Genomic DNA, 17,766 nt, shown 5'->3' with positions numbered 1-17,766 from the left:
CAAAGTACATCGCCGGTATAAATTTGTAATTTTTTATATTTAAGAGGGTGTTCAATGTGCTAAAGCTAGCAAGGCAGGTGGAGCGCTATTAATAAAAAGCGTTAATAGCTACATAAGCTTATTTTGTAGCTAAGCAAAATGACTAAGCGTTTAAGCTTAGCCATTTTATTAACATTTTGCGTGGTAGTTACCCACCAGCTATGTGGTTGTATTTAATATTTTGTGGCGTTTAAGCGACCAATAAGCTGTTACAAAGTAAATAATCGTACAAATAAAACAAGCTATTTCAAACTGAGATTTATTACCTGCGTAAATGATCATACTGTCGCTAAAAAACATTACTTGGCTGGCAAAGCCAAAAATAACTAATAGCGAAATAGTCGATGCGCCATTTAATAGTTTAGTTAGCATTGAATTATCAATTACCGGAGCCTGAACCTTTTTAGCAAGTTCTGCTTGGTACACTTTTATGTTTTTAAGCTCTTGTTCTTCAGCTGCTATTTCTTTGGTGTAGTCATCACTCGCGCCGTATTTTTTAGCAAGCAACGTGTAAACTACAATGGTAAAACACCAAGTAGGAATAAATAAGTAATAAAACGACATTACATCAATCGCATTTAAACCAAAACCAAACACAAGTGCTAACGCCCAAGAAGCAATAGCCGGTACGCTACGGGTAATATTTTTGTATTTAGCCCAGTAACGAGTTAAACCAATTTTAGGAAATAAAACATGCTCGGCAAATACAATCCCACCCACAGGGACTACCAATAAACCTGCGTAGGTTAGTAGTGGTAGCATTTGCGAAAATACAAACGGGAAACACGCAATTATAACGGTAACAATACCTACAATAGCAGTAGTGCGCTCACGCGATTGCTTAACAAAAATAGATTGTGCCGCAAGGCCCGCACGGTAAAGGTTTGCATTAGCAGTTGTCCAACCTGCAATAAGTACAATAACAAAGCCCGTCCAGCCTAGTGCATGGTATGCAACATCACCCGGATCAAGCGCCGAAATAGTTGTTTTAAGTAATACCGCCACACCTGCGCCCATAATACCGGCAGAGATCCACGCAAGGTAATGGCCAAAAAACATACCCACGCCTGAAAACAAACCATAGCTTTTACGTTTAGCAAATCTAAAAATGGCCATATCAATTAAGCCAAAGTGAGTAATAGAGTTTGCAGCCCATGCAAAACCAATTACTTCTAATAAACCTATGCCTTTTTCGCCGTCGGAGTTAGTGCCGGTCCAAATAGAGGAATCCCCTATTGCCATAAAATCATCAAACCCTGTTAACGATGTAACCCCTAAAACATGGTTAGAAAGCTCAGGAAATAACACAAACGAGCCCGCTATAAAGATGATAAATAACCATGGCGCACAAATTTTAGAAAAATCAGCAACCGTAGAAAAACCATACATAGCCACAAATACAACAATTGAACCCACCGCTAAAACAATGGCTACAAACGACAAACTATTAGGATACCAATCAAGTTGGGCAGGTATATCAAACAAAAACCTAACGGCCGTGGCTGATACGGTGATCATGGCCGCCGATATCACACTAAATATAACCACATTTGCCCAATTATAGAGCTTGGTCATTGAGTTCCCGGCAATTTTATTTAGGTAGGTGTATAAGCTTAATCGGGTTTCTACTGCAATTGGCGAAGTAATTAACCACCAAGAACACATTGCTAATAGGTTACCTATTAATAAACCTAATAAAATATCTATGGTAGAGGCGCCTAGAGCAACAAAAGTTGCACCAATAACAAACTCGGTTGCTGCAACGTGCTCACCTGCAAATAAGCCTGCAAAGTGCTTCCAACCATGTAATTTATGATCAGCAATAGGAAGCTGCTCTTCGTTTATATTATTTAATCTATTTGTATGTGTGTTGGTCGTCATAGTGTTCCTACTCTTACTTATAGTGTTGCTTATAACTGCGTTATATTATTTTTCATACTCACTAATTATTGATTTGCTAAGTATTTATTAAGTACTTGCTACTCAAAACATTTACTTTCGAATGTAATGTATAAACCTAGGCTTAAAAGCTTAATACACTGCAGCCTTTGGTAGGTGGCTTTAGTAACTGCTGTTAAGCAATTACAAATCGAAAGTTTCGAAAGCTTAAACTTACTATCTCCCGATAGTAACGCTGCGTTAAGGATGCGTAAAGCTATTTACGTAAATTTCGTAAAATTAAATCTTCATTCGAAAGTTTTTAGATGCTGGGTTGGTATGTATTAATAAAGGGTGGATAAAGCGCAAAATTAAAGAAAAGAGAGGTATTTTAATGCAGCCATAACTTACATTATGGCTGTATTAGGGCGTGTCGATCTTTGCGGTCAAAGCTCAACACACCTTAGTATTATTAATAAATGAATCAAGCTCAGTAAAGCTTGAAGTGCCTTCCATTGGGCCTTTATGAGCCACAGCAAGTGCACCACTGGCGTTAGCATATCGCAACGAATCTTCAGCCGACATCCCTTGTAAACGGCACACTACAAAAGTTGCACCAAAGCAGTCGCCAGCACCAGTTGGGTCTATTTCGCTATTTGCAAAAGCAGGTAACGATATTTGCTCAGTCCGATTATAAAAGCTGCCACCATTGCGGCCGCGTTTAAGCGCAATTTCGCGAACGCCAAGGTCTAAAATTTCTTCAATGGCTTCATCTTCTTTCGTTGCGCTAGTTAACATAGAAATATCAGCGCCACTTGGTAAAAATATATCTGTGTATTCTAAAATAAAGTTAAGCGCTTCACGCATTTCAGGAATTTTAAGCATTTCTTTGCGAATATTAGGATCAAAAGAAATAGTCCCGCCATTACCTTTTACTATTTCAATCGCCTTTTTAATTTCATCAATAATTCTAAACGAAAATAACGACGACCCCATTACATGAAAATGCTTACAGTTTTTAAGTAACAACGTTGCCGAAGGCGTTAGCGATAAATGAGCACAGGCACTATTTGTAATATTAAAAATAAAATCGCGAGAACCATTTTTTTGATATGTAACAAAGGCAGTTCCTGTCGCCACTTTTTTATTAATGCTAATGCCGCTAATATCAACGCCATCATCGCTTAAGCGAAACATATTAAGCGCGCCAAAGTCATCATCGCCTACGCTACTGATAATGCCACATGGCTGTTTAAGCTTAGCAACTTGGTCAATAAAAATGGCCGGAGCACCACTTGGGTAAGGACCTGCCAACGCACCGGGCTGTCGAAAACTTTGGCCAACCTCAGTTGCCATAATTTCCACCAAAATTTCGCCCATGGTCATAATTTTGCTCATTTACACTCCATTATTACTTTGCCTTAGCAAGGTACGTTTAATGATTAACTGCCGCTAAATACTTTATAGCTATCGTGAGTACCGGCCTCTGCCATATTTGCTTGATCAATTAAGGCTTGTTCTTGCTCGCCAATATCGCAACTTACAATAAGCGTATTAAGCTCAGCCAATTTGCACACGGCAAATCCCTCACTTTCCGCAAAATCTAAACGCGAAATTAGCCCCACGTTTATTTCACCATGGCTTACTATATCTTTATACAAGCGTGCCATAGCGGCATTTTTTAGAGTAAGGAAGCCTTCGTCGTTTACGCCCATAAACTCAATAAAGCATTTATTCATAAGCTGTAAACGCACTGCTTGCTCTGCAATTGGGCCTACTAAAGCAGGGCAGTCTTCAATAACGGCTCCGCCTAAAATTTGTAAATCGCAATTTATAAACTGCTTTATACTAGGCACTATTTCAAAGGTGTTTACTATTAACGACAAGCTTTGCTGGTGCGCCAAAAAAGGCACCATTTTATGTGTTAGTTCGCTCGCGCCTAAAAATAGCGTATCGCCACTTTGCACCATATTTGCCGCTAACTTTGCAATATTAGCCTCATCCGCTTTACTAAGCGTAGGCTCTACAGCCCCATTAACGGGGTATGACTGCGACGAGCTAGAGTTAGGGTTATATTTAGCGCTACCAAAAGAGCGCACAATAAAGCCTTGCTCTTCTAGGTAGTTAAGATCACCCCGAATGGTAACCGTAGACACCGCAAATTGCTGACTTAACGCTTCAACTTTTGCTTCGTTTTGTTGGCGTATAACATCTAAAATTTGTAAACGGCGTTTAAGTGAACTGTTTCCAGTCGATCTGACCAAATTAATACCCTCTTTATAATAGGCCAGCATAACTGGTAAATGTGTATAAATACGCCTACGAAGCCAGGTTGCTTGTGTAGCGCGTGTGCCCTGCATTTTACTAAAATGTAAAAGGTGCAAAGCTTAACTCGAATAATTCGAAAGTAATTACTTACAACTGGAAAATACTAACGCCAACGCCTTTAAGGGTCAAGGCAGTGCTAGCTTAATGCACATTTAAATAACTAAAAGTAAGCTTTTAATGCTTATTATTAGTTTAAAAAGGAGTTTATGAGGCTTTGCATAATACGTACGCTGCAGTAATAACTATCTAATTAAAGGGTTCTTTTAACTATTCAGCATTTATTGCTTCAAGCGCGTGCTCATTTACATGATTAATTAACTCAGGAAAAAATGCTAAAAATACCACTTCTAATTCATGGTAGTTACGCGTTATATCCTCAGCAGTACCTGCAAAGTTATTAGTAAAACGAATGCGTTTGGCTATGTTATCGAGCGCAAGCCCCACTCCATTAATTGTTTCGTATTCTTTAAACCAATCGTTTTTGGTCATACTGGTTACAACCTGTTGCATGCGCGGCGGCATAATAGGCATACGTTTATTTAAAAGCGCAAAGCTATTGTACTTAAAGTCGCTTAAAGGCTGCAGATTAAAGCGCTGCCAATGCATAATTAAAAAGTGATCAAACACTACGTCAATAGCCACGCCTGCAAAGCGCTTACGCTCAGATGAAAAGTACTGCTTGGCTTCTTTTACTAACGGGTGAGAGTCGGTAAATTTATCGACTAAGTAATGGTTGTTTAGCGCGTTTTTAACTGTGTTTGGCAATTGTTCTACATGTCTTTTACCACCAAAATCACCCAGTAAATTTCCAAAGTGCGAATCGGCTGTAGGCTTTGCTAGATAAAGGTGAGCTAAATAATTCACATGTCCTCTGTTTTGGAAGTTAATACATTTTGATGGTAACTTAAATTTATCTAAAATTCAGATGCCGGCCTCTCAAAGTAAAGTAATAAAAGCACCAAACGTTATAAACACCCTTACCAATTACAATTGTGTTTTATTAATTCAGTAAAGGGTCAGCCTTATTTTGTTATCACTACTGCTCATTTTTCGGTGCGCATAAATCGTAAAATACTTTGCTAATTTTCTTTTTATATTGCCCTGCTATTTGCAGATATAGGCCTTACATGGATTACCAAAACAACTTTTTAAGTCAATCACAACACGCTGCACTGCAACAAGCACTAATCAATACCAAGCTTTTAAGCTGCCTTTCAGTAAATAGTGAAGATGCTCCTTCACTTGAGCAACAAGCTTATGGGGCTATTGCAGTTATGCTTTATCGCTTTAATTTACAAAAAATAAAATGGTCGTCATTTTTAAAAACTGCAATAAACTCAGCTACCAATACCTGCCAATGGTTAACCACCGAACTTGTAAGGTGCCAGCAAGAATACAAAGCCCAACCAAACGACGCTGTAATCGTTGAGCAAGGTGCATTTTTTAACGGAATTTTTAGTGAAGAACTCGCCTACATCAACGCCTTACTAGGTACTGACACGCAAACTTAATATTATTGCTAAGCATAAGTAAAATGGATTTTTAGTTAATAGCTGTGCTTATTATCCTCAAACGTCTATCGGTACGTAAATTGCTGTTATTAATATTCTTACTTTAAGAGTTAACAACTAATAACTCTGCCGCTATTAAATAAAACGAGGACAATATGAGTAATAAACAACTAATTACGACGATAGGTATAGGTCTCGCTGCTGCTTCTGCCGGTATGTTAACAAGGAAAACTTTACAAAAGTCGTGGGAAAAGGTTACCAACGAACCGGCCCCAAAAGACAAGCCAAGCGAAAAAACAGATCTTAAAGAAGCCGTTACATGGGCGGTAGTCTCAGGTATTGGAGCGGGCGCTGCAAGAATGGCCGTACGTTACGTACTAGATAAGCGCAAATCTAAGTAGCCAAAGTCAGCCACTCTTATAAAAAATATCTCTTATAAATACTTATTTTTATAAGAGATATTTGTTGCTAACTTTATAAATAACACGCTTAATCAAATCAATAATATTGATCACTCTATTTAAAAATTAGCACAAAAAAAGGTGAAACTAAGTTTCACCTTTTTTATTAAATCAATAAATAATTATGCAGTAGATACGTTGCTTGCCCCTGCATTGTTAAGTATTTCTTCAATAGCATTTTTGTTGTCGCTACTGTACTTAACGCCAATTAAAATAGAGCCTTTTTCAATCGCATCTTCATAATATTTAATTTCGTGCTCAGGAATAAACGCACCGATTGCAGCACCTAAAGTACCACCTACAGCAGCACCAGCACCACCCGCTGCAAACGCGGCCACTAATGGGCCTGCTACTAATAAACCAGTACCACCTGTTGCCACTGTACCTACGGCGGTAAAGCCACCAACAATGGCTGCAATAATACCACCTGAAGCCGCACCTACAATGCCGCCCTCAGCAGCTTTTGTTCCTTCGTCAACAGCAAAATCTTCCTTTGCGTATGAGTCGTTAGCTACAACACTTATGTCAGCTTCGCTAACGCCTAACGCTTCTAATCTATAAATAGCCAGTGTTGCTTGTGATGCATTATCAAATAACCCAGTAATAACGGTACTCATAATAACTCCTTTTTAAATTTAAAAAATACACGTATTACTAAGCAAAACCTAAACCAGATATTTAATCATTAAAATTCATACGGTTAAATAAAAAGCTGATACTAAATAGCTTGTTTAAAAGGTAAAAATTGCTGAGCTTTGTAAAAAACTCCTACCTAAAAACTAAACTTACTGGCAAACAGCCCACAGCATTCATAAAAATAAAGTTATACCAATCCGCTTAATTAAGTGAACTATTTTGAGGATGGAAAAGCGTGTTGTTAGTAAGGCAAAAATTTCGCTATTTAGTTGTTCTCGGCAATTGCTCCTGCATTGCTCTACCTTCTGCATCCATGCAGTCGTAAATGAGAATTTTTTAACGCAGATAGCGAAACATTTAGCCCCTAAAATGATTAAGTATTATTGCGAATTGGTATTATTACTTACTCCAGGTGATTTCGGCTAATTGGTTGGTCGCTGTTTGATGAATAATTAAGCCGTTATTACCCATACGCATGTGCCTAATTAAGCCAGAATAAACCCCTTCTTTACTCGGGATTTGCCAGCTCTGCATGGTTTCGGTATTAAGATCAAACCTAACTAGTGTTTCGGGGCGTTTAGCCGACTCGTTAAACCAAATAGCGCTGTCGGCATACTCAATGGCATACGGGTGGCTGTTTTTACCGCTTGGGTTATTCCACTCGGTGATATTGCCGTTTTTAGGGTTATAGCGGCCAAGTTTGCCCATGCCAGAGTTTACATAAAACACCATATCATCAGGCGTAATAGCAAGGCGCCTAGTATGTGTTTTAGCACCTGGGAGTTTTATTTCGCTAAGCTTCATGGTGTTTTTATCAACTTTAATCAAACAGTTACTGCCATTACACGACACCCATGGCGACCCGTTAGAATCAAGCTTAATACCATAAGGCCGCGAGCCTTTAGTGGGTAAAGTAGCCAGCTGAATATCACCGCTTTTAGGATCTAGCTTGCCAACCATGTTGCTGTGCTGCAGGGTAAACCAAAAAATGCCTGCGTTATCAAACACGCCAGTATGTGGGTCTCGGGCGTTTTTATTAGGCATTTTATACACTTTAAATTTTTCGGTTTTTAAATCTAAATACCCAACCGTGCCATTTTTATTACCTAAAAACCAAGGGGTTTGGTTTTTATCAAGCGATACACTGTGTGCATAAGTACCACTTGGCAAAGTGTACTCTTTCATTTCACCGGTTTTAGGGTTTAACCTACCTAAAATATTGCCCCACTGGCCAACCCACCAAATAAGTCCGTTTTTACCTTGCACGGGGTCACGAGCGCGCTGCCCAAGCGTAGGCACTTGCCAGTATTTAAAGCTAAGTTTTAAATCGCCTTTTACCACTGTTGACTCGCGCTTAGTGTTAATAGGGTAATGCTTTGCCAAATACGTGCTTATATCTTTACTAAGGGCAGTGCCTTCACCTGTATCAACCATATAGCCTATGAGTGTTTGCCAATCCTCTTGGCTATAACCCGCACTGCGCTCTAGGTTGTTTAAACTATGGCAACTGGCACAAAGCTGCTCAACTAACACTCCTGGCTCATTACTCAATACAGGTAGCGGCGCAGCCAAAGCCCCTAGCGCAGCCATTGCCACAACGTGTTTATTAAATAAAAATCGATTTTTACGCATAACGCCTCCCTTATTTTTAATATTAAAGCATAGGGCGAAAGTGTTTACTATGTGAGCGACATTAGCTTTTAGCTTTTAGCTTTTAGCTTTTAGCTTTTAGCTTTTAGCTTTTAGCTTTTAGCTTTTAGCTTTTAGCTTTTAGCTTTTAGCTTTTAGCTTTTAGCTTTTAGGAAAATAGTTTAAGTGTCGGTGCATGAGTCGCTAGTTTTGCGGCGAAATAATGATTCACAAAAATTCAGATATGCTTTTTCTGGTTAAAAAACTAACACTAACTATTTCTACATCTTAAACCCAATATTTCGGGCTTGCGCCCGACACGCCAGCAAGCTAAGCGCCTACAAGTAATAGCATTTGTATTTATTGTGATTATTACATTGGCTATGCGTTGGGTTTCGCGCGCTCAAACCAACCTTCGGTTGTTGCCTGCCTGCAAGCTTGCGTATAATGCCCGCATTCTGGCTGTATGTATTAGCCGCTAATTTGGATTTTAATAATGAAAAAACTCTCTGCAGTGCAAGTAAAACAACAAGCACTCGTGCTTAATGTGGCCGATAAACTAGAAGCACAAGGGCGAGAAGAAATCCCTGGTATGTTGCAGTGCTGGTTTGATGTGGAATACCACTTATTTCCAAGTTCACTACTGCTTTGTTTTCAGTTTGAAAACGAACAAGCTTTAGCAGCCGCAGAGCCTGATATATTAAAATGGCAAAAGCGTTTAAGCGGCGCAATGCTAAAAAAAGGCGTAATTTTAAAAGATATGCGTAAACATTTAGTGTTTACTTTAAAAGGGCCTGACGATTAATAAAAGAGTATTTAAAAGGATATAAGGCCTTTCGCTCGTATTACCGAAGCGCATAAAACCATAACCGAAAGCCGCTGCATTACTGCAACGGCTTTTTACTTTTATGAGCACTTAAAGTAGAACCCATAAAGATCAATTTTGACTCAAGGATTTTTATTAGCCGACAATCTAATTGGCCAGTTAAACAATACCAATGCTCGGCAAAAGCAAATTTTAGTCGATTCAACGTTAATAGGTTGCTCTAAGTTAGCAATCGTAGGATAGTAAATTACACATAAAATAATCGCTTTATCTTAGGAATATCATGATCAAAGTATTACTAGCGACTAGCTTAATTGCCTCTTCATTCGCTGTTTTAAGTAACCCTTTAACTGTTGAAGAACAGCGTATCAACAAAGCCCAAACAGCTATGCCAAGTGTTTTAAAAGCATTTACCCCAGAAGTATCAAGTTTTGAGCAACAATTTAAAGAACTTAACAACTTTAAAAGTGCAAAAATATTAGTACAAAGCTTTAGCTTTGAACTGTGGGAAAACGCCAAGCAACGCATAGTAAAAACCAATAATTACGACGACCGAGAACTTTACTGGGCGCGCCTACTTTCAAGTAAAGTAATACGCACAACATCACCTAAGTTTTCAATTACGCAGGCTCAACTAAATACTTTATTAACCCTACTTGAGGAAGGCAGCAGAGGCCGTACCGACCTTGCTTTTTCGTCAGGCAGCACTAAAAAAATATTACTAACGGGTTTTGACCCTTTTTTACTCGATAGAAACATAAACCAAAGTAACCCCTCAGGTGTTGCAGCGTTATTACTCGACGGCCAAGTTATTAATTACAACGGCGTGAGCGCAGAAATTAACACCGTTATGGTGCCTGTGCGCTACGAAGACTTTGACCAAGGCATAATAGAATCGCTACTTGCCCCCTACTACACACTTAATAATGTAGACATGGTAGTAACCGTAAGTATGGGCAGAACAGAGTTTGATTTAGAGCACTTTCCGGGTAAACGTCGCAGTGTAACCGCCCCAGATAATGCCAATATTGTGTATGGTGGAACGCAAACAAGCCCAGTAATACCAAAGCTTAATGGCCGACCACTCCCGGGCAACGAGTTTGTAAAATTTAGCTTGCCTGTAAGTTACATGCAACAAGCCAAAGGCCCTTATAAAGTTATCGACAATCACGAAGTCACCACGCTTGAAAAAACCTATAAAGCAGGTTCTTACGGCGAGCTTAAGAATAGTATTGCGGTAAATGGCGGCGGAGGTGGTTACTTGTCTAACGAAATATCGTACCGAAGTATTCGCCTGCGTGACGCACTTAATTCAAGTATACCTACAGGGCATATTCATACCCCACGTATACAACAATTCGAACCTGAAACAGAAGCTAAAATAGTAAAACAAATAAAAGCAATGCTAGAGCAGAGCTTAGTAGCGCTATAGTTTATAACAACCAATTTAAGAGTATAAAAAAGGGCAATTATTGCCCTTTTTTATGCGCCCTCTGCCATGGTCAATCACATGATAAACGCATTCTTAAACTTTATTCGCCGTGGTCTCGACAGAGTAATTAACTCGATGAGCAATATACTAAAAACCTAGTTACTTGATGTGTAGTCAAACTTGGCGCTCTTGGTTCCAATAGAAAGTCGACTTGCTGCACAAATATTATAGGGCTTTGGGGAACTGCATGAAGGCTAAATCCTTTTACCATACTATAGAAATAATTAACCCCTCGCAGGGCGCTGAGCTTACGGGTAGCGGGAGGGGTGTTGTTACGGGTAATTATAAGACTTAAAAGTATAACTTCAAGATATTTGTAGCTTGGCTGATATTGGCGCTAAACGATGACTGAGATTTAAGCCAAGAGCCTTAATTAATCATCAATAATGCTTAATTAAACTGCCTAAATTCATATGGCATTCTTTATTCAAGCCGCGGTGAATATTCACACCAATCGACGTCATTACTAGGTGCGTAGTCATATTTAAATTGAGTTTAAATAATAAGAACACTTAGTTTTTGAATAAAAAATATCAAGAAAACACAGCTGCCTGCTTGACCAGAACTTTCTAATGGGTGACCCCTTTGATTCTTGGACGGTAAAGAGGTTGAGAAAGGAGGTTAGAAATAAATATTTAGCTATTAATAACTAAATTTAAAATAACATTGGGGTTACCATAGAAATTAAAAAGCCAGCATCGAGCTGGCTTTAAATAAATTTAATCGATAATTGGTGGAGTAATATCATCTAAAGTTCTTGTTTCATTCATCATAATGTTCACCAACGTTGTTTAATTTAAAAGTAGTCAGTCCGTAAGACTGTCGATTAACTCTGTTTACAAGTTTAGTATAAATCAACAACAATAAACAAGCCTTTTCGTAAAATATAAACTATGTTATTGAGCTACCTTATACTTTTCAATAAGGCTGACAAATGCAGGTTCATTGCGTATATTTTCAAAGTCAGACTCAGTTGATAGGTGTGATATTACAGTCGTTCCATCATCTTTCTCAATCGCGATCTCAAGCTGTTCCATGACTTTATCTACACTCTGCTTATTTAAAGATAAGTAACATGCATAATTATAAAAAAGTAAGTAGTTAGAGGTAGCATCATCGCTGTATCTAATTGCTTTTTCAATCAATTCTAATGCATCAGCATACTGTTCTAATCTCTTATAACAACATGCTAGTTTCCATAGTACGCTTGGATCATTTGGATTTGCTTTAAGATATTCTTCAAAATAACTTACACCTTTAGCATAACTACACTCATGTAAAGCCATCGCACCTTGCAGTTTTAAATGATTGAGTTTAAGGGCCTCGACATCATCAGAGAAATCTTTGGTGCATTCCTCTGTTGCAGAATCATAATTATTCATCTCTCCCTTGCTTCTCAAGTACTCAATAAAACTAACTAAGATGCCCAATCTTTCACCACAAACACTCAAAGCGCAATCTTCTATACGAACAATTTCTTCTGTTTCTAACTGAAACAAAGTCACATTTAAAGTGTTATTTCTAAATTTAATTTTATCTTTTTTAGAGCTTAAATATTTTCTTAGCTTTTCTGGGTTGCTCAATAAGTATTCTAAGTCCTGAATACACCTTTCAGAGCCACTTAAGTAAAGCCTAAAGAAAATTTCATCTCTGAGGGATATTTTTGATTCATTGTATTCTTTAAATGTTTTTACAAGCGCTTGCCTTTTTTTCTTTAACTTCCACTCATGAAATTTTTCACTTATCGTGACCAAATAAGCTAAAACAAAGAAGAAAGCGATCCCATAAGTAAAAATTCTAACAGCTTGCATTCCAAGAGAGCCTGAAAACGAGCTTCTAAGAAAAGATTTTTCCTCAATACTATTTACATTAAACAGCACATCAATTTCATCCAGAGAGGCGACCTTTCCCAATGGCTTTATCGACGGGTTATTACCTGACTCATATAAAATCAGTAACTTAATATCAAAATAATGTTCTGGATCTAAAATAATTTTATTAAAACCTACGTCTGTAGAATTAATTTTCTTTACTTTTAGATTAGTTTTCAAATACTCTTGGCTGAACGCTATATAGGAAGGCTCTTCAGCAACTACACCATCTGTTATTGAAAAGCCAATAGGTAACTTCGAATCATATGACCCCTCTGTTATAGCTGTATCACCATTATTTATAACTCTTACAGTCATAAACCGAAGTTCTTGATTTTTTTCTTTTAAGCTATTGCCTTTATAAAGAATATCTAATTCCCCAAGCTTTTCTTTAACATCTAGTACAGCAGAATTTGATGTAATTATATAATCTAAATCCGGTACTGATTTTTTATAGAAACCTAAATAAACGGAAAGCGCTCCAAAGATAACTGCCAAAATAAACCCAGAAAAAGACCATGGAAACTTTTTTTCAACTCCCTTGAAAGCCTCTAACACTATTTTCCCCAAAATACTGAAACAATAAAGTTATAGAATACATAAGTTTGACAAATAAACAAAGAAAGTCCTATTTGAGAGTTACTCAAAATTATAGGATAGTGCTGAGTGCTATGGAGATAAGCAAGTCAGGTTTTGATTCTTGCCAAGACCAAACACCAATCTCACGTTTAACACCCTTCCCCGTCATCACGCCCTGAAAACAAGCACTTGATGAGTAATGTCGCGCATGGATGCGCGATAAGGCGAAACTAGGCCATGGATGGCCTATCTTCGCCGCTTACGTTCACATCAATTGTGGTTTGAAGGATTAAGCGTGATGCTCGGGTGGCGCTGAGAGTGTCCAGAGAGGGACCAGCGGCAGCCCCTCTTTGGCTGCTGTCGCCAGCGCGACAAAACCTTGAATAAGGTTTCTAATCTTTAAAAGTACCAAACGCATTCACATTATCGGTGACGATAACCTCAAACACCTATTCAAATACTCATTCGGGCTACCGCCCGCGCGCCGGCAAGCTTAACGCCTACAATAAATAACACATATTCTTGGTTTGTGAGCGAGTAAGTATATTTGGGATTTGTTGGGTTTCGTTTCACTTTACCCAACTTACGCTACTTGTGTTGTAAGGCGAAAGTTAAGTGCTTTCATCACTTTAAAAATAGTTTCCCAACGTGGCTTGGTTTTACCGTTAACGGCTTTATATAAGCTTTCACGGTTTAACCCCGTTGCTTTAGCAATATCACTCACGCCATGTTTTTTTACTAATAAACCGAGTGCTTCAATAAAGGTATTTGGATCATCATCAGCTAAACACTCTTCTAAAAATGTATTAATTTCTTGCTGTGTTTCCATATAGTCAAACGGGTTAAAATCTGATGTTTGTAGCGCCATAATAATTACTCCAATTCACTTAAAAGGGCTTTTGCTTTGGTAATGTCTTTACCTTGTGTGCCTTTGTGTCCACCATTGAGTAGTAAAATAACTTCACCGCCTCTAATTATGTAATAAACACGATAGCCTTTCCCTACGAAAATTCGCATTTCAGATATGCCACCACCAACGGATTCACTATCGCCAAAGTTACCGTTTACAGCGCGTGTAATACGTTTAGCTATAGCCATAAAAGCTTGACGATCTTTGAGCTTTTTAAGCCATTTATCGAACTCGTCGGTTTTCTTAATACGATATTTCATAAAACAATTGTAGCCCAAAGGCTACATACGTGCAATTTTATTTAAGGGATACCAAATTTTGATTTAACAATCAACGCGTCAGCAAGCTAAACGCCTACAATAAATAACACATACTCTTGGCTTTTGAGCGAGTAAGTATATTTGTGATTCGTTGGGTTTCGTTTCACTCAATCCAACCTACGTTCATATGATTAATGACGAATCATCAAACACAAAAAAGCCGTTGCATTGCTGCAACGGCTTTTATAATTTTGATAAATTCCCAAACTATAATGGAACTTACTACCCATTAAAGTTCAAAAATTAGTCTGTGATCTTAGTCGCGATAAGTCTCAACCGCTGGGCATGAACATACTAAGTTACGGTCGCCGTATACATCATCTATACGTGTAACCGTTGGCCAGAACTTGTCTTTTGCTACCGAAGGCACTGGGAATGCAGCGTAAAAACGGTCGTACGCGCGCTCCCATTCGTTACCAAGTACGTCAGCTTGTGTATGCGGTGCAAACACAAGTGGGTTGTTTTCGATTGACCATTCGCCAGAGATTACTTTGTCGATTTCGCCTTTAATTGACACCATAGCTTCGATAAAGCGGTCTATCTCGCCTTTTGACTCAGACTCAGTTGGCTCAATCATCAATGTGCCCGCAACTGGGAACGACATAGTAGGTGAATGGAAGCCGTAGTCTTGTAGGCGCTTAGCCACATCCATTTCAGTAATGCCTGATTGCTCTTTAAGCGGGCGTAAGTCAACAATACATTCGTGAGCAACGCGGTTGTTGCGGCCACGGTATAAAATTGGGAAGTGCTGGCTTAGCTCGTGCGTTAAGTAGTTAGCATTAACGATTGCCATTTCGGTGGCTTGTTTTAAGCCCTCTGAGCCCATCATGGTAATGTAAGCCCATGAAATAGGTAAAATAGCGGCTGAGCCGTAAGGCGCTGCTGATACTGCACCGTTGTTAATGTTTGTACCCGGTACGTTAATTACGCTGTGGTTTGGCATAAATGGCGCAAGGTGCGATTTAACACCAATTGGGCCAACACCTGGACCACCGCCACCGTGTGGAATACAAAACGTTTTATGCAAGTTTAAGTGCGATACGTCTGAGCCAATAAAGCCTGGGCTTGTTACGCCCACTTGTGCGTTCATGTTTGCGCCGTCCATGTAAACTTGGCCGCCGTGCTCATGAATAATGTCACAAATTTCGCGAATGGTTTCTTCGTAAACACCGTGTGTAGATGGGTATGTGATCATAATACACGATAAGTTTTCAGACACTTCTTCAGCTTTCGCTTTAAGATCAGCCATGTCTACGTTACCGTTTTTATCACAGTTAACTACCACAATTTTCATGCTTGCCATTTGCGCTGATGCAGGGTTAGTACCGTGCGCAGAGCTTGGGATTAAACATACATTGCGGTGTGCATCGCCGCGTGACTCGTGGTATTTACGAATCGCGATTAGGCCTGCGTATTCACCTTGCGCGCCAGAATTTGGCTGAAGTGAAACCGCATCGTAACCGGTAATGTTAACTAGCCAGTCGTGCAGCTCGTTAATCATTATTTGGTAACCCTCTGCTTGATCTAGCGGGCAGAATGGGTGAAGATTTGCAAATTCAGGCCATGTAATTGGGATCATCTCAGCGGTCGCATTTAGTTTCATGGTACATGAACCTAATGAGATCATTGAGTGGTTAAGCGCTAAATCTTTGTTTTCAAGGCGCTTAATGTAGCGAAGCATGTCTGTTTCGCTGTGGTAGCTGTTAAAGTTTGGATGCGTTAGTACTTCATCATCACGTACTAAGCTTGCAGGAATAGAGTCGCTACCGTTTGCTTCAATATCAGCTGCAATACTGTCTACGCTTAGACCGTGGCCTTCACCTAGTACAATATCAAATAACTGCGCTACGTCTTCACGTGTGGTGGTTTCTGATACTGAAATTGAGTATTCGCCGTCGTGGTTTGTAGCAAAGTTAACGCCTTGTGCAATGGCGCGCGCTATTACGTCGTCTTTACTGTCGCTTACTACTGTTAGCGTATCAAACCATGTGCTGTGCTTAAGTGCGATGCCTTTAGCCTTTAGGCCTGTTGCTAAAATATCAGCAAAGCGATGTATACGCTGCGCGATAGTTTTTAAGCCTTGTGGGCCGTGGTACACCGCGTAAAACGCTGCCATGTTTGCAAGTAGTACCTGCGCTGTACAAATGTTTGAGTTGGCTTTGTCGCGGCGAATGTGTTGTTCGCGCGTTTGCATTGCCATACGTAGTGCGTCGTTACCTAAACGGTCTTTAGATACACCAATAATACGCCCTGGTAATGAACGTTTGTATGCGTCACGTGTTGCAAAAAATGCAGCATGTGGGCCGCCGTAGCCCATAGGTACGCCAAAACGCTGAGCCGAACCAAGTACTACGTCGGCACCCAATTTACCCGGTGCTTTTAATAGTAATAAACTCATAATGTCGGCAGCAACACAGGCAATGGCCTTTTTGCTTTGTACGCCAGCAATTAGGTCGGTTACATCTACTACTTCACCCGATGTAGATGGATATTGGAAAAGCGCACCAAAAATGTCGTGGTTAACGGCATCTGCTGCTTTACCTACAATTATTTCAAAGCCAAACTGCTCGGCACGGGTGCTTACTACGTCAATAGTTTGTGTGTGTACGTCGTCGGCGATAAAAAAGGCATTGGCTTTTTTAGCTTTAGATACGCGTTTTGCAAGGCCCATTGCCTCTGCAGCAGCGGTTGATTCGTCAAGTAACGAGGCGCTTGCTAAATCAAGGCCTGTTAAATCTAGGGTCATAGTTTGAAAATTTAATAACGACTCTAAACGCCCTTGCGCAATTTCTGGCTGGTACGGTGTGTACGCTGTATACCAACCTGGGTTTTCTAGTACGTTACGTAAAATTACGTGCGGTACGTGCGTTGGGTGGTAGCCTTGGCCAATGTACGATTTGAAAACTTTATTTTTGCTTGCTACCGATTTTAAGTAGCTTAGTGTTTCAACTTCAGTACGACTTTCGCCAACTGTTAATGGCTGCTCTAAGCGAATGCTTGCAGGTACAGTTTGGTCGATCAGCTCTTGCACACTTGATACTTCTAAAGCACTTAGCATATCGCTTACTTGTGCTGGGCTAGGCCCAATATGGCGGCGAATAAAATCTTGCTTTTGCTCTAGTTGTTCAAGAGATTTGGCGTTTGACATGAGTCTAGATTCCTATGATCCTAAATACTAATGGGTAATTAGTATGATTAAAATATGTGATGATTTAATAACTTACTGTGTATGGAGTAGGCTGTTAAATCATAAAAGCCCCGATATTTATATAAATACTCGGGGCTT

At 39.4% G+C, this 17,766-nt stretch carries 14 protein-coding genes; 4 read left to right on the top strand and 10 right to left on the bottom strand.

Annotated features, from left to right (window positions below; all coding sequences use genetic code 11):
* Nucleotides 1-198 precede the first annotated feature (198 nt).
* From ATS74_RS00895 to ATS74_RS00880, 4 genes are all read right to left on the bottom strand, one after another.
* On the bottom strand, nt 199-1,920 hold the full coding sequence (locus ATS74_RS00895; RefSeq protein WP_058547067.1) for a purine-cytosine permease family protein: 1,722 nt from the start codon (nt 1,918-1,920) through the stop codon (nt 199-201).
* 450 nt (nt 1,921-2,370) lie between these two features.
* Entirely contained in the window at nt 2,371-3,315 is a 945-nt protein-coding gene (locus ATS74_RS00890) for a tagatose kinase (RefSeq protein ID WP_058547066.1), read from the bottom strand.
* 44 nt (nt 3,316-3,359) lie between these two features.
* On the bottom strand, nt 3,360-4,181 hold the full coding sequence (locus ATS74_RS00885) for a DeoR/GlpR family DNA-binding transcription regulator (protein WP_161936773.1): 822 nt from the start codon (nt 4,179-4,181) through the stop codon (nt 3,360-3,362).
* Between the two features lie 331 nt (nt 4,182-4,512).
* Nucleotides 4,513-5,109, bottom strand: coding sequence for an acyl carrier protein phosphodiesterase (locus ATS74_RS00880; protein ID WP_058547064.1), 597 nt, complete (start codon nt 5,107-5,109; stop codon nt 4,513-4,515).
* Between the two features lie 263 nt (nt 5,110-5,372).
* Here ATS74_RS00880 and ATS74_RS00875 point away from each other — a divergent pair, with 263 nt between their 5' ends.
* Both ATS74_RS00875 and ATS74_RS00870 read left to right on the top strand, forming a co-directional pair.
* Nucleotides 5,373-5,756: a hypothetical protein gene (locus tag ATS74_RS00875; RefSeq protein ID WP_058547063.1), complete on the top strand. Its 384-nt coding sequence runs from the start codon at nt 5,373-5,375 to the stop codon at nt 5,754-5,756.
* Between the two features lie 155 nt (nt 5,757-5,911).
* Nucleotides 5,912-6,157, top strand: coding sequence for a DUF4235 domain-containing protein (locus tag ATS74_RS00870; RefSeq protein WP_058547062.1), 246 nt, complete (start codon nt 5,912-5,914; stop codon nt 6,155-6,157).
* A gap of 182 nt (nt 6,158-6,339) precedes the next feature.
* On the opposite strand, the gene ATS74_RS00865 is transcribed toward ATS74_RS00870, so the two are convergent.
* Both ATS74_RS00865 and ATS74_RS00860 read right to left on the bottom strand, forming a co-directional pair.
* The gene (locus ATS74_RS00865) at nt 6,340-6,834 is read right to left on the bottom strand and encodes a hypothetical protein (protein WP_058547061.1); all 495 of its coding nucleotides are present in this window, start codon (nt 6,832-6,834) and stop codon (nt 6,340-6,342) included.
* Nucleotides 6,835-7,252: 418 nt separating this feature from the next.
* Nucleotides 7,253-8,485 (bottom strand): Vgb family protein, encoded by a 1,233-nt coding sequence (locus ATS74_RS00860; protein WP_058547060.1) that lies wholly within the window; start codon nt 8,483-8,485, stop codon nt 7,253-7,255.
* 493 nt (nt 8,486-8,978) lie between these two features.
* Here ATS74_RS00860 and ATS74_RS00855 point away from each other — a divergent pair, with 493 nt between their 5' ends.
* On the top strand, nt 8,979-9,287 hold the full coding sequence (locus tag ATS74_RS00855) for a hypothetical protein (RefSeq protein WP_058547059.1): 309 nt from the start codon (nt 8,979-8,981) through the stop codon (nt 9,285-9,287).
* A gap of 304 nt (nt 9,288-9,591) precedes the next feature.
* Nucleotides 9,592-10,740 carry a hypothetical protein gene (locus ATS74_RS00850; protein ID WP_058547058.1) on the top strand — a complete coding sequence of 383 codons (1,149 nt, stop codon included), beginning with the start codon at nt 9,592-9,594 and terminating at the stop codon, nt 10,738-10,740.
* Nucleotides 10,741-11,696: 956 nt separating this feature from the next.
* Here ATS74_RS00850 and ATS74_RS00845 read toward each other — a convergent pair.
* From ATS74_RS00845 to gcvP, 4 genes are all read right to left on the bottom strand, one after another.
* Complete coding sequence (locus ATS74_RS00845) at nt 11,697-13,229, bottom strand: tetratricopeptide repeat protein (RefSeq protein ID WP_058547057.1); 1,533 nt, start codon at nt 13,227-13,229, stop codon at nt 11,697-11,699.
* Nucleotides 13,230-13,833: 604 nt separating this feature from the next.
* Nucleotides 13,834-14,118 (bottom strand): addiction module antidote protein, encoded by a 285-nt coding sequence (locus tag ATS74_RS00840; protein WP_007579952.1) that lies wholly within the window; start codon nt 14,116-14,118, stop codon nt 13,834-13,836.
* Nucleotides 14,119-14,123: 5 nt separating this feature from the next.
* Nucleotides 14,124-14,420, bottom strand: coding sequence for a type II toxin-antitoxin system RelE/ParE family toxin (locus tag ATS74_RS00835; protein ID WP_058547056.1), 297 nt, complete (start codon nt 14,418-14,420; stop codon nt 14,124-14,126).
* A 316-nt stretch (nt 14,421-14,736) separates the two neighbouring features.
* Entirely contained in the window at nt 14,737-17,628 is a 2,892-nt protein-coding gene (gene gcvP, locus ATS74_RS00830) for an aminomethyl-transferring glycine dehydrogenase (RefSeq protein WP_058547055.1), read from the bottom strand.
* Nucleotides 17,629-17,766 lie beyond the last annotated feature (138 nt).

This window comes from Pseudoalteromonas sp. H103, from assembly GCF_001469205.1.
Lineage (GTDB): Bacteria > Pseudomonadota > Gammaproteobacteria > Enterobacterales > Alteromonadaceae > Pseudoalteromonas > Pseudoalteromonas carrageenovora.
Note: the sequence above shows the minus strand (reverse complement) of the source record. Positions and strands in the feature narration are given on the sequence as shown.

Coding starts and splice junctions, on each gene's coding strand:
- ATS74_RS00895 (WP_058547067.1), bottom strand. CDS start 1,920: ATGACGACCAACACACATACAAATAGATTAAATAATATAAACGAAGAG.
- ATS74_RS00890 (WP_058547066.1), bottom strand. CDS start 3,315: ATGAGCAAAATTATGACCATGGGCGAAATTTTGGTGGAAATTATGGCA.
- ATS74_RS00875 (WP_058547063.1), top strand. CDS start 5,373: ATGGATTACCAAAACAACTTTTTAAGTCAATCACAACACGCTGCACTG.
- ATS74_RS00870 (WP_058547062.1), top strand. CDS start 5,912: ATGAGTAATAAACAACTAATTACGACGATAGGTATAGGTCTCGCTGCT.
- ATS74_RS00865 (WP_058547061.1), bottom strand. CDS start 6,834: ATGAGTACCGTTATTACTGGGTTATTTGATAATGCATCACAAGCAACA.
- ATS74_RS00860 (WP_058547060.1), bottom strand. CDS start 8,485: ATGCGTAAAAATCGATTTTTATTTAATAAACACGTTGTGGCAATGGCT.
- ATS74_RS00855 (WP_058547059.1), top strand. CDS start 8,979: ATGAAAAAACTCTCTGCAGTGCAAGTAAAACAACAAGCACTCGTGCTT.
- ATS74_RS00850 (WP_058547058.1), top strand. CDS start 9,592: ATGATCAAAGTATTACTAGCGACTAGCTTAATTGCCTCTTCATTCGCT.
- ATS74_RS00840 (WP_007579952.1), bottom strand. CDS start 14,118: ATGGCGCTACAAACATCAGATTTTAACCCGTTTGACTATATGGAAACA.
- ATS74_RS00835 (WP_058547056.1), bottom strand. CDS start 14,420: ATGAAATATCGTATTAAGAAAACCGACGAGTTCGATAAATGGCTTAAA.
- gcvP (WP_058547055.1), bottom strand. CDS start 17,628: ATGTCAAACGCCAAATCTCTTGAACAACTAGAGCAAAAGCAAGATTTT.